The organism is Nonomuraea sp. NPDC051298 (genome assembly GCF_055586305.1).
The window spans coordinates 1-11915 of record NZ_JBVJIM010000035.1 but is presented as its reverse complement, the minus strand read 5'-3'; the positions used below and the strand labels follow the sequence as shown (position 1 = coordinate 11915).

The 11915-nt window shown below is 70.2% G+C and carries 9 protein-coding genes; 7 read left to right on the top strand and 2 right to left on the bottom strand.

Annotated features, from left to right (window positions below):
* Positions 1–113 precede the first annotated feature (113 nt).
* On the top strand, positions 114–812 hold the full coding sequence (locus ACZ6S0_RS48425) for an alternative oxidase (RefSeq protein WP_465927099.1): 699 nt from the start codon (positions 114–116) through the stop codon (positions 810–812).
* Here the strand turns inward: ACZ6S0_RS48425 and ACZ6S0_RS48420 are convergent.
* On the bottom strand, positions 809–2329 hold the full coding sequence (locus ACZ6S0_RS48420; RefSeq protein WP_465927097.1) for an MFS transporter: 1521 nt from the start codon (positions 2327–2329) through the stop codon (positions 809–811). The two genes, ACZ6S0_RS48425 and ACZ6S0_RS48420, sit on opposite strands and share 4 nt — an antisense overlap.
* Before the next feature lie 55 nt (positions 2330–2384).
* Between ACZ6S0_RS48420 and ACZ6S0_RS48415 the strand changes: the two genes are divergently transcribed.
* The 5 genes from ACZ6S0_RS48415 (at position 2385) to ACZ6S0_RS48395 (ending at position 8177) form a co-directional block, all read left to right on the top strand.
* Positions 2385–3086: a TetR/AcrR family transcriptional regulator C-terminal domain-containing protein gene (locus tag ACZ6S0_RS48415; protein ID WP_465927095.1), complete on the top strand. Its 702-nt coding sequence runs from the start codon at positions 2385–2387 to the stop codon at positions 3084–3086.
* Positions 3087–3267: 181 nt separating this feature from the next.
* Positions 3268–4896, top strand: coding sequence for an AMP-binding protein (locus ACZ6S0_RS48410; protein ID WP_465927093.1), 1629 nt, complete (start codon positions 3268–3270; stop codon positions 4894–4896).
* Positions 4897–4962: 66 nt separating this feature from the next.
* Complete coding sequence (locus ACZ6S0_RS48405; RefSeq protein WP_465927091.1) at positions 4963–6579, top strand: PucR family transcriptional regulator; 1617 nt, start codon at positions 4963–4965, stop codon at positions 6577–6579.
* Positions 6580–6597: 18 nt separating this feature from the next.
* The gene (locus tag ACZ6S0_RS48400; RefSeq protein ID WP_465927089.1) at positions 6598–6981 is read left to right on the top strand and encodes a cupin domain-containing protein; all 384 of its coding nucleotides are present in this window, start codon (positions 6598–6600) and stop codon (positions 6979–6981) included.
* Between the two features lie 149 nt (positions 6982–7130).
* Positions 7131–8177, top strand: a complete 1047-nt coding sequence (locus tag ACZ6S0_RS48395) for a methyltransferase (RefSeq protein ID WP_465927087.1) — start codon at positions 7131–7133, stop codon at positions 8175–8177.
* 220 nt (positions 8178–8397) lie between these two features.
* Here the strand turns inward: ACZ6S0_RS48395 and trpS are convergent, their stop codons facing one another.
* The gene (gene trpS, locus ACZ6S0_RS48390) at positions 8398–9360 is read right to left on the bottom strand and encodes a tryptophan--tRNA ligase (protein ID WP_465927085.1); all 963 of its coding nucleotides are present in this window, start codon (positions 9358–9360) and stop codon (positions 8398–8400) included.
* Positions 9361–9613: 253 nt separating this feature from the next.
* Here trpS and ACZ6S0_RS48385 point away from each other — a divergent pair, with 253 nt between their 5' ends.
* Entirely contained in the window at positions 9614–11083 is a 1470-nt protein-coding gene (locus ACZ6S0_RS48385) for a phosphodiester glycosidase family protein (RefSeq protein WP_465927083.1), read from the top strand.
* The last annotated feature ends 832 nt before the right edge of the window (positions 11084–11915 follow it).

Genomic DNA, 11915 nt, shown 5'->3' with positions numbered 1-11915 from the left:
CGGGTCCTGGCCTGTATCCACCACCGGAACCAGGTGCGATGACCACTGGCGGGCGACGACCGGGACGGTCTCCGTAACCGACGATCGAAGCATCCAAGACGAGGGAGACCGAGATGACCATCACCGCCGACCACCGCCCCGAGGCCCCGTCCGGCCCGCCCAAGCTCGGCCGCGAACAGCTCCTGCGGGCCCAGCGCGAGACCCTGGCCACCGCGCGGATGAACTACAGCCTGCTGGCCAGGATGATGTTCAAGCCGGTCGACCTCATGTACGGCGAAAAGGGCTCGTACACGAAGTTCGCCATGCTGGAGATCATCGCCAGGGTGCCCTACCAGGCGTGGGAACGCATGGGCTACTGGGCCGTGCACCGGCACGCCGGGCGTTCCGCGCTGGCCAGGAGGATCTTCGAGCGCATCGTGGAGGCCCGCGCCGACCAGGACAACGAGCAGTGGCACCTGCTGATCCTCCAGGACCTGGTGCAGCGCACCGGCCAGCGGCAGACCTGGCTGCTGCACAGGGCCGCGCCGTGGATGATCGCGTTCTTCTACTACCACGTGTCCTGGGTGCTGTTCCTGATCAGGCCGGACTGGAGCTACCGGCTCAACGCCGAGTTCGAGGACCACGCCGAGCACGAGTACATGGAGTTCGTGGCCCAGCATCCGGAGCTGGACCTGATGCCCGACCCCGGCACGTACGCCGCCGAGTACGGCCGCTACCACTCGGTGGCCGACCTGCTCAGGCAGATCGGCCACGACGAGCGCACCCACAAGCTGGACAGCCTGGAGAGCATGAAGGAGCCCCGTGTCCGCTAGACCCTGCTACCTTCCTGGCTGCCCGCCGAGCTGCCCGCCGGGCTGCCTTCCTGGCCACCCACGGGGCTGCCGTCCGGAGGAACGGGCCCGGCGGCGGTGGGCACGGGCGGGCGCAGCACGGTGAGCGCCAGCAACGCGGCCGCCACGCAGAAGGCCGCGCCCACCCACGAGCCGAGGTGCATGGCGGAGGTGAACGCCTGGTTCCCCGCCTCGGCCAGGCCCGTCGCGTGCGCGCCGCCGATCGACTCCCTGGCGGCGGCGGGCAGGTCGGCGGGCATCTCCGAGGTGTACTTCCCGGCCAGGACGCTGCCCAGGATCGCGATGCTGAGCGCCATGCCGACCTGCTGGACGGTGTCGTTCAGCGCGGAGCCGACGCCGGCGTGGTCCACCGGGATGGCCCCCATCAGCGAGGCGTAGGCGGACGGCCCGGCCAGACCGCCGCCGACACCCATGATCACCAGACCGGTGAGCAGCGGCAGGTAGCCGGTGGTCAGCGCCATGACGGCGAACCCCCCGGCCATGAACAGCAGCCCGGAGCAGATCAGCACGCGGTTACTGAGCCTCTTGCCCAGCCCGACGCCCACCCCGTTGAAGACCGCCGCGGCCACCGCGTACGGCAACATGGCCAGACCGGCCTGCATCTCCCCGTAGCCCAGCACGAACTGCAGGTACTGCGTCAGCATCAGCATCACCGCGCCGGCGCCGAACGACATGAGCAGGATCGAGAACGACGCGCCGCTGAAGTTCCGGTTGGCGAACAGGTGGAGGGGCAGCATCGGCTCCTCCTGCCTGCGCTCCCAGACCACGAACGCGCCCAGGGAGAGGACGGCCAGCGCGATCACCCCGATGTTCCACTCGCGCTCGATGACCACGTAGACGGCCGCGGTCAGGCCGACGATCGACAGCACCACGCCCACCGGGTCGATCCGCCGCGCGGGGCTGCGCGACTCGGGCATGAGCACCAGGGCCGCCACGATCGCGATCGCCGCGACCGGGATGTTCAGCAGGAAGACCGAGCCCCACCAGTAGTGCTCCAGCAGGAGGCCGCCCAGGGTGGGCCCGGACACCATGCCGACCAGGGCCACGGCGCTCCAGGCGGCCATCGCCTTGCGCCGTTCGGTCTCGTCGAAGACGGTCATCAGGATCGACAGCGTGGACGGCATCATCAGCGAGCCGCCGACGCCCATCAGGAACCTGGCCGCGATGAGCTGCCACGGCTCGGTGACCAGCACGGCCAGCAGCGACGCGCCACCGAAGAACACCAGGCCGATCACCAGGAAGCGGCGGCGGCCGTACTTGTCGGACAGGCTGCCCGCGGTGAGCAGCAGGCCGGCGAAGGCCAGCACGTACGCGTCGATGATCCACTGGATGTCCGACGGCGTGGCGCCCATCTCCTGGCTCAGCGAGGGGATGGCCAAGTTGAGCACCGTGTTGTCGACGACCAGCACAAGAAGGGCCAGGCAGAGCGCGCCGAGTATCCACCAGCGGCGCGGGTCTCGTACAGTGTTCGAGTTCACTCGCACAGCGTACGCCAGTACTCGTACAGTGTGCGAGTTGATTTATTCTGAGGACATGAGCAGCAAGGCGTTCTCCTCGGTGTGGCTCCGCGAGCCGCGCAAGGCCACCTCCCCCGGCCGCAGCCGCGAGGAGATCGTCAGAGCCGCCGTCGAGCTGCTGCAGGAAGAGGGCCTGGCCGGGCTCAGCATGCGCAAGCTCGGCGCGCGGCTGAGCGCGGGCGCCACCAGCCTCTACTGGTACGTCGCCAACAAGGACGAGCTGCTCGAGCTGGCCTACGACGAGGTGTGGGGCGAGATGGCCGTCCCCGACCCCGAGGAGGTCGGCTGGCGCGACTCCGCCTTCGCCCTGGCCCACAGCATGCGTCAGGTGATCCTGCGCCATCCGTGGTCGGCCGACCTCATCGGCCGCCTGCCCGCCCTGGGCCCCAACGCGCTGCGGATCGCCGGCCGGATGCGCCGGGTGTTCAAGGCGGCCGGGTTCGAGGGGATCGACATCGACTTCGCCAACTCCACGCTGACCGCCTACATCTTCGGCATGACGATCCCGGAGATCGCCTGGAACGCCACGACCGCCACCGCCGACTACGACGCCGACCGGATGCGTGCCCTGGTGCGCGGCGCCGCGGCCGAGTTCCCCGACGTGCTGGAGAGCCTCGACTTCGACGTCTACACCGACCCGCGGGCCATCCGCGAGCTGTGCTTCGACTTCGGCCTGGCCTCGATGCTCGACGGCCTCGAACGACGACTGGCCGCATGACGGCCCGGCCTCGAACGACGACTGGCCGCATGACGGCCCGGCCTCGAACGACGACTGGCCGCGCGACGGCCCGGCGCGCGGACGAGGGGGCCCACGTGACGGTACGGCGCGCGGACGAGGAGTGGTCCCGGGCGCCGGGTCGGCCTTGAGCCGAGGGCGGTGACGTAGCAGGATCCGGGTCATGAGCGATTTCCGTGCCGCCCGCGACCTCCTCCTCGGCGCCGGCCCCGAGGACGCCCGCCGCGACTTCCGCTGGCCGGAGCCGGCCGAGTTCAACTGGGCGCTCGACTGGTTCGACGGGGTCCTGGCCGCCGAGACCCCCGACGCCGTCGCTCTCAAGATCGTGGGCGCGAGCAGCGCCGCCTACACCTTCGCCGAGCTGTCGGCCCGCTCCGGCCAGGTCGCCAACTGGCTGCACGAGCAGGGGGTGCGCCGGGGCGACCGGATCCTGCTCATGCTGGGCAACCAGGCCGAGCTGTGGGAGACGCTGCTGGCCGCGATGAAGCTGGGCGCGGTGATCATCCCCGCCACCACGCTCCTGACCGCCAAGGACGTCGCGGAACGCATCAAGCGCGGCGGCGTCTCCCACGTCATCGCCAACGCCCGCGACGCCGGGAAGTTCGGGGCCGGAGAATACACGCGGATCGCCGTGGGCGACGCCTACACCTGGCTGCCGTACCACGACGCGTACGAGGCCCACGAGCGCTTCACCCCCGACGCCCCGACCCGGGCGGACGACCCGCTGCTGCTCTACTTCACCTCCGGCACCACCTCGCAGCCGAAGCTGGTCGAGCACACGCACGCCTCCTATCCGGCCGGGCACCTGTCGACGATGTTCTGGATCGGGGTCAGGCCGGGCGACGTGCACCTCAACGTGTCCTCGCCGGGCTGGGCCAAGCACGCCTGGAGCAACGTCTTCGCCCCCTGGAACGCCGGGGCCACCGTGCTGGTCCACGACTACCAGCGCTTCTCCGCGCCCGCGCTGCTGGAGGTGCTGCGCGACGAGCGGGTCACCACGTTCTGCGCGCCGCCGACCGTGTGGCGGATGCTCATCCAGGAGGACCTGGCCGCCTGGAAGCTCCCCCTGCGTACGGCCGTGGCCGCCGGCGAGCCGCTCAACCCCGAGATCATCGACCGGGTCGCCAGGGCGTGGGGCCTCACGATCAGGGACGGGTACGGGCAGACCGAGACCACCGCGCAGATCGGCAACGCCCCCGGCGAGCGGGTCAAGCCGGGGTCCATGGGGCGTCCGCTGCCGGGTTACGACGTCGTGCTGATCGACCCGGTCTCCGGTGAGCAGGGGGACGACGGGGAGATCTGCCTGCCGCTGGACGACCGCCGCCCACTCGGCCTCATGTCCGGATATGTCGGTGGATCGACGGAGGCCATGCGCGACGGCTTCTACCACACGGGCGACGTCGCCACCCGCGACCACGACGGCTACATCACCTACGTGGGCCGTACCGACGACGTCTTCAAGGCGTCCGACTACCGCATCTCCCCGTTCGAGCTGGAGAGCGTGCTGCTGGAGCACGCGGCGGTGGCGGAGGCCGCCGTGGTGCCCGCCCCTGACCCGGTACGCCTGGCGGTGCCGAAGGCGTACGTGACGCTCGCCCCGGGGTTCGAGCCCGGCGAGGAGACCGCCCGGTCGATCTTCGAGCACTGCCGCAGGGAGCTGGCCCCGTACAAGCGGGTGCGGCGGCTGGAGTTCGGCGAGCTGCCCAAGACGATCTCCGGCAAGATCCGCCGCGTCGAGCTGCGCGTACGCGAGCCCCGCCGGGAGTATCGGGAGGAGGACCTCCCTTCATGACAAGGGGCGCAAAGTGTAAATCGGCCTACTGCCGTTCTTACAGTCTGATCGGCTAGGCTCTGCCCCGTGTTGCCCACCATCGCCGATGTCCTCGCCCTGGAGACCGTACGCCGGGGCAGCCCGCGCGTGGTCGCGGGCGCCGACCGGCTCGACACCAAGGTGCGGTGGGTGCACGTCGGCGAGATCGCCGACATCGCCCATCTGCTGCGCGGCGGCGAGCTGGTGCTCACCACGGGAGTCGCCCTGCCGGACGACCCGGAGAAGCTCGCCGACTACGTCGGTGAGCTGTCCTCGGTCGGGGCTTCGGGCCTGATCGTGGAGCTGGGCCGCCGGTTCGTCCGCGAGCTGCCGCGCGTCGTGGTCAAGACCGCCGAGGAACACGGCCTGCCGGTCATCGTGCTCACCCGCGAGACCCCGTTCGTGCAGATCACCGAGTCGGTGCACGCCCGCATCATCGACATCCAACTCGAGGAGCTGCGGGCCTCCGAGCAGCTCCACGAGGTCTTCACCGAGCTGTCGGTCGAGGGCGCCTCCCCCGCCGAGGTGCTGGCCCAGGTGGCGCGGCTGTCGGGGCGTCCTGTGCTGCTGGAGAACCTGGCTCACCAGGTGCTGGCCTGCGAGTCCGCCGGGCGCGACGCGGGCTCCCTGCTGGCGGGGTGGGAGACCAGGTCGCGGGCGGTGGCCCCGGCCGAGCGCACGGCGTACGACCCGGCCTCGGGCTGGCTGGTCACCACGGTCGGCGCGCGCGGGCACGACTGGGGACGGCTGATCCTGCTCTGCGACGCCCAGCCGTCACCGCGCGACATGGTGCTCGCCGAGCGCGCCGCCACCACGCTCGCGCTGGGCCGCCTGCTCGAACGCCACCAGGAGTCGCTCGAACGCCAGGCGCACGGCACGATCATCACCGGCATCGTGAGCCACGCCTACGCCGACCCCGACGAGGCCGCCGCCCGCGCCCGCGCGCTCGGCGTACCGCTCACCGGGCGCAAGCTGGTCAGCGTGGTCATCCGGCCGACCGACCCCATCGACCAGGCGCTCGACGGGCAGGCACAGCTCGGCGAACTGGCCGAGGCCACCGCCGCCGCCTGCCGCGACGCCCGCCTGCCCGCCCTGGTGGGCGCGCTCGACCAGGAGCGAGTCGGGGTGCTGCTGCCGCTGCCGCCGCGTGCGCACGCCGAGCCCGCCCTGACTTCCCTCGCCGAACGGCTGCGCGTGCTGTGGCGGCCCGGCTCGGCGTTCGTGCTGGCGGCCGGCTCGGTGGTGGAGTCGATCAGGGACGTACGCCGCAGCTTCCTCGAAGCCGAGCAGGTGGCCGACGTGGCGGTGCGCCAGCCCGACGGCCGCCCCTTCTACCGCCTGCCCGACCTGCGCCTGCGCGGCCTGCTCCACCTGCTGCGCGACGACGCGCGGTTGCAGACGTTCGCCGAACGGGAGCTGGGGCCGCTGCTGGCCCACGACGCCCAGCGGGGCGGCGACCTCACCCGGATCCTGCGCGTCTACCTCGACTCGGGCCGCAACAAGGCCGTCGCCGCCCAGAAGGCCCACCTGTCCAGGCCCGCCTTCTACGACCGTCTGCGCCGTCTGGAACGCATCCTCGACACCGATCTGGACGACGTCGAATCGTGCCTGTCCCTTCACGTGGCGCTACTGGCCCTGGAGTCCTTCCGCAGAGAGGGCCGCTGATGTGCTGGAATGGGCGATATGTCTGATGTTCTGATGCCCGACGCGGACGATCTCGCCCGCATGCTCGCCACCGCGGGAGCCTTCTCCGTACCCGTCCACGACGTCCGGCTCACCCCCGACGCACTCGCCCCCGAGCAGATCGTCGCGGGCGACCCCGCCACGTCCTCCCTCGAACTGGGCGGCGGCCGGGGCATCTGGGAGATCACGCCCGGCGTCGTGACCGACGTGGAGAGCGACGAGATCTTCGTCGTGCTGTCGGGCCGCGCCACGATCGCCGTCGACGGCGGCACCACGATCGAGGTGGGGCCCGGCGACGTGTGCCTGCTGGCCGAAGGCGCCAGAACCACGTGGATCGTGCACGAGACGCTACGCAAGGTGTACCAGACACGACAGAGCGAGTGAGAGACGCCGCCCCGCCCGATCGCGACAGACCGCGCGACCGGGCGGCACCCCACCCAACCACAACGACCGTGTAACCGAGCGGCACCCCACCCGTCCGCAACAGACCGCATGACCGGCAAGCGGGGGTCTGCCCGCCTAACGTCGCTAGTGTGCCCCTCTTCTTCAATCCCCTGGAGGCCGCGGCCCACCGGCTGTCGATCGTGCCTCCGATGTTCGACTACTTCGGCGCTCTGGGCCTGCACGCGATCATCGCGGCGGCCAGGACGGGGGTCTTCGACGCCCTGGGCGAGCGCCCCCGCACCGGTGGCGAACTGGCCACCGACCTCGGCCTCGACCCCCGGCGTACGGAGGCGTTGTTACGCGCCCTGACCGGGCTCGGCTACCTGCGGGCCAGGGGCGGGCGTTACCGCCTGGCCCGCACCGCGCGCCGGTGGCTCACCACCGGCTCGCCGACGTCGCTGGTGGCGGCGCTGGAGTTCTGGGAGCGTACCGCCTGCGTGATCTGGCCCAGGCTGGAGGAGGCGATCAGGGACGGCTCGCCCGCGACGCCGTTCTACGCGCTGCTGGAGAACGACCCGGCCCTGGCGCGCTCGTTCCACGCCTGGACGGCGGCGCTGGCCGGGCGGCAGGCCGCGGCCACGGCACGGGCCGTCCCCGTGCCGCGCGACGCCCGCCACGTGCTCGACGTGGGCGGCGGCCATGGCCTGTTCAGCGTGGAACTGCTGCGCCGCCACCCCGGGCTGCGGGCCACCGTCGTCGACCTGCCGCACGGGCTCGAATCCGCCGCCGACCACCCTCGGCTGACGCTGCGCCCCGCCTCGTTCCTGGAGGACGACCTCGGCCACGGGTACGACGTCGTCCTGCTCTTCAACATCGTCCACGGGCTGAGCGACGAGGAGACGGCACGGCTGTTCCCACGCCTGGCGGCGGCGCTCAACCCGGGCGGCACGATCGTGGTCGGCGACCAGTTCGGCGACAGCCTCATGCCGGGCCGAGCCAGCCGCGCCCTCCTCCACCTGCTCGACCTGAACTACCTGGCCGCCGTGGGCGGCCGGGTACGCACGTTCCGCGAGGTCGCGGCACTGCTCCGGACGGCCGGTTTCCGCCGGATCCGGCACCGCCGCCCACCCGGCTCACCAGCCACCGAACTGGCCGTCGCCAGCACCCCGACGCACCCTCCACCACCTCGAACGTAACTGCCACGCATGGACCGTCGTGGAGAAAGGGGACAGGCATGTGGACCGTCGTGAAGACGGAGGAAGCGACGTGTGGACCGGCGTGCAGAGGGAGCCAACGGGTGGACCGGCCCGGAGACAGTGGAACCGGCCTGGAATCCGTGGGCATAACCCCGACGAGCCCGAGACCATCCCCGACACGCGAAACCCGATGGCACCCTCAGACCCCCCGACGGCGCCATCAGAACCCCATCGCGCCCTGCACCTCCTCCAGCGTGCGGACCGCCTGCTCGCGGGCCCGCTCATTGCCCTCGGCCAAGACCTGCCGCACCTCGTCCTCCCCCAACTCGGCCCGGCGCTTCCTGATCGGGCGCAGGAACTCGTTGACCGCCTCGGTCGTCACGCGCTTGAGCGTGGCGGCGCCACCGTCGCCGATCTCCTCGGCCAGTTCGCGCGGCGGGCGGCCCAAGCACAACCCGGCCAGGGTGAGCAGGTTGGCCACCTCGGGGCGACCCTGCTCGTCGAACGTGATGTGCCGGTCGAAGTCGGTGCGGGCCTTGCGGATGAGGGCCGCGGTCTCGTCCTCGGTGGCCGACAGGGCGATCGCGTTGCCCCGGCTCTTGCTCATCTTGCCGCCGTCCAGGCCCTTGAGCAGCGGCTGCTCGCCCATCATGGCCTCCGGCAGCGGGAACACCTCGCCGTAGCGCTCGTTGAAGCGCCGTGCGACCAGCCGCGTCACCTCCACGTGCGGGAGTTGGTCCTTGCCCACGGGCACCAGCGTGCCCTTGCAGAACAGGATGTCGGCCGCCTGGTGCACCGGGTACGTGAACATCAGCCCGCTCACGGCCTGCTGCGAGCTGTGCGCGATCTCGTCCTTCACCGTGGGGTTGCGCCGCAGCTCGGACACCGACACCAGGCTCAGGAACGGCAACAGGAGCTGGTTCAGCTCGGGGATCGCACTGTGCTGGAAGATCGTGGCCCTGGCCGGGTCGATGCCGACCGCCAGATAGTCGAGGAGCAACTCGGTGGTGTTGCGCCGGATCTCGCCGGGCGTGTCGCGATCGGTGATCACCTGATAGTCGGCGATCAGCACGTACATCGGATATCGACCCTGCAGATCGACCCGGTTCGCCAGAGAGCCGAAGTAGTGGCCGAGATGCAGAGGGCCGGTCGGACGGTCGCCCGTCAGCACGACGTCGTTCATGAGGTCTCTCCTTGGGATCATGCCGTCCCGGAGAGGCACCCGCTTCCGAGGGCCGTCCCTGGGACGGCCCACGCATGGGGAATCAGCGGCCGTCTGTCGGCCGCCACCACATGCAGATGCGAGTCATACACGAATGGTACTGGTAAGTGATGTCAATCTCGTAACCTCTTTACTCCGTCGGCGCGTTCTCCTGCCTCCGAGACCTTGATCTCGCCACTATGGTGCGGTCCCTTTTCCGCCCTCTGGAGAGTTCATGTCTCGACGCACACTCGCCGGCGGCCTGGCCATAGCCGCGGCGCTGCCCCTCACCGCGCTGCCCGCGACAGCGGAGCAGCAGTCGGTGAGGTTTCCGTCGGCCAAGTTCCCGCTGGGCACACGCCCCGTGCCGACCAAGACCATGACCGCGGTGACGCAGGGCATCGACCTGTACGACGTGAAAGCGGGCACGTCCACAGACGGCTACACGGTCACCGTCTTAATGCCCAACGGCCGCGATTCCGGCACCCTGCCGAACGCCGAAGCCAAGCTCGCCGAGGTGGAGGCGCTCGGGGAGACCGCCAGCCTGCAGCAGGTGGTACAGCCGAGCGTCGCCGACGCTCCCTCCAAGACCGAGTACATGGTCCGCGTCGGCCTCTGGCCCCTCAAGGACAAGAAGAAGGCCGAGGAGACGGTCACCAAGCTCAAGGACGCCGAACTGAAGGCCAAGGTCGACTACCTCGGCGACGACGGCGTCAAGACCACCGGTCCGTGGGACGCCAAGGTCGTCTTGATCGACGCCAAGACGTTCCGCGGCTCGTACGCCGCCACGCTCGGCACCAGCGTGGCCAAGCGGGAGACCGTCTCGTCGATGGCCAAGGCGCGCAAGGCCGTGGTCGGCGTCAACGGCGGCTTCTTCAACATCCACACCTCCAAGGAACTGCGCGGCGAGCCCGTCGGTGCGTCCGTGGTCGGCGGCAAGCTGCTGAGCGAGGCCGTCCCTGGCCGGTCGGCCGTCGTGCTCAAGGGCCGTACCGCCAAGATCACCGAGCTGAAGACGACCGTCACCGCCATCTCCCAGGACGGCGAGAAGGCCACGGTCAACGGCGTCAACCGGGCCGCCGCGCCGGACGAGCTGGTCCTGTACACGGAGGAGTACGGCGCCAAGACGCCCACCGGCGGATCCGACGTCGTCATCGACGCCAACGGCAAGGTCGTGGGCGTACGCACGTCGGGCGCCGCAGTCCTCGCCGGCACGCGGGTGCTGCACGGCAACGGCGGAGCCGCCGACTGGCTCAGCCAGCACGCCCCGCAGGACTGGACCGTCACGGTCGACACCAAGGTCGTGGACCTGCGTACCAAGCGGGCACTCCAGCTCACCCCCGACCTGAACGTGATCGCGGGCGGCGTCGGCCTGGTACGCAACGGCACGACGAAGATCACCGCCAAGCTCGACGGCCACAACTCGATCAACATGATCCTGCGCCGCCACCCGCGCACGCTCCTCGGCACCACCAAGAACGGCAGCCTCATCCTGGCCACCATCGACGGACGGCAGCCCGGGGTGACGGTCGGGGCGAACTTCCTGGAGGCGGCCCAGTTCATGCGCTGGCTCGGGGCCACGCAGGCGATCAACCTGGACGGCGGCGGCTCGACGGCGATGGTGGTCGGCGACAAGCTGGTCAACAAGCCGTCCGACGGAACCGAACGCGGCATCGGCGACGCCCTCCTCGTCCTCCCCTCCTGACCACCCACGCGGACAAAGTCCACGACCCGGGCAACGCCCGCCACGGAAGGGCCCAGCCACACCCGCATCCGTGCGGAGCCACCACCCAGTCGCCCGACACCCTGAGAGAACCCCTCTCTCAGTCACCGAACACCCCGGGGGCCGCACCACCCAGCCCGGCCCCCGGACCAACACCCCACCACCGAGACCCCCACACCAGAAACCCACCCTCAGGCAACGCCCCCAGGAACCCACAAACCCCATCCGACCAACCCAGGGCCCGCACCACCCGTCCAGCCGAACCCAGGAACCCGCACCACCGACCCGGACCACCCCAGGGCCCCACGGCACTCCGCCCAACAGCTAAAGAACCCCGAGAGACCCCAGATCTCCGCACCACCACACGCAGTTCACTAACACGCTGAAGCAGCGACGCAGTGACGCCGTGAGGCAATTCGGCGATGACAGGGCGAGCACCTTCAACTGCAAAAGTGGATGGCAGGTTGCCGGCAGCAGTCGGAGCCCACCATCACCCACCTGCCACCCGAAACCACCACCCCAAAACCAACAGCAAGCACCAACCCCCGGAAAACAGAAAAAGGCCCAGCCACCCCGGCCAGGCCCCACCAAACACACACCCCCACCACCCAGCCAGGGCTCCACCACCCCACAACCACAACCCCTCAAACAGCCACAACAACCCCCAACCAGCCCCTCCCCCACAACCCACCGAGCAAAGAAGAAGAAGAAAAAAGGGCCCGGAAATGCAGGAAGGGCCCGACACAAACCGTGTCAGACCCATTCCCGAAATGATTGTCCGGCGGTGACCTACTCTCCCACACCCTCCCGAGTG

Coding starts and splice junctions, on each gene's coding strand:
- ACZ6S0_RS48410 (WP_465927093.1), top strand. CDS start 3,268: ATGAGCGATTTCCGTGCCGCCCGCGACCTCCTCCTCGGCGCCGGCCCC.
- ACZ6S0_RS48415 (WP_465927095.1), top strand. CDS start 2,385: ATGAGCAGCAAGGCGTTCTCCTCGGTGTGGCTCCGCGAGCCGCGCAAG.
- trpS (WP_465927085.1), bottom strand. CDS start 9,360: ATGAACGACGTCGTGCTGACGGGCGACCGTCCGACCGGCCCTCTGCAT.
- ACZ6S0_RS48385 (WP_465927083.1), top strand. CDS start 9,614: ATGTCTCGACGCACACTCGCCGGCGGCCTGGCCATAGCCGCGGCGCTG.
- ACZ6S0_RS48400 (WP_465927089.1), top strand. CDS start 6,598: ATGTCTGATGTTCTGATGCCCGACGCGGACGATCTCGCCCGCATGCTC.
- ACZ6S0_RS48425 (WP_465927099.1), top strand. CDS start 114: ATGACCATCACCGCCGACCACCGCCCCGAGGCCCCGTCCGGCCCGCCC.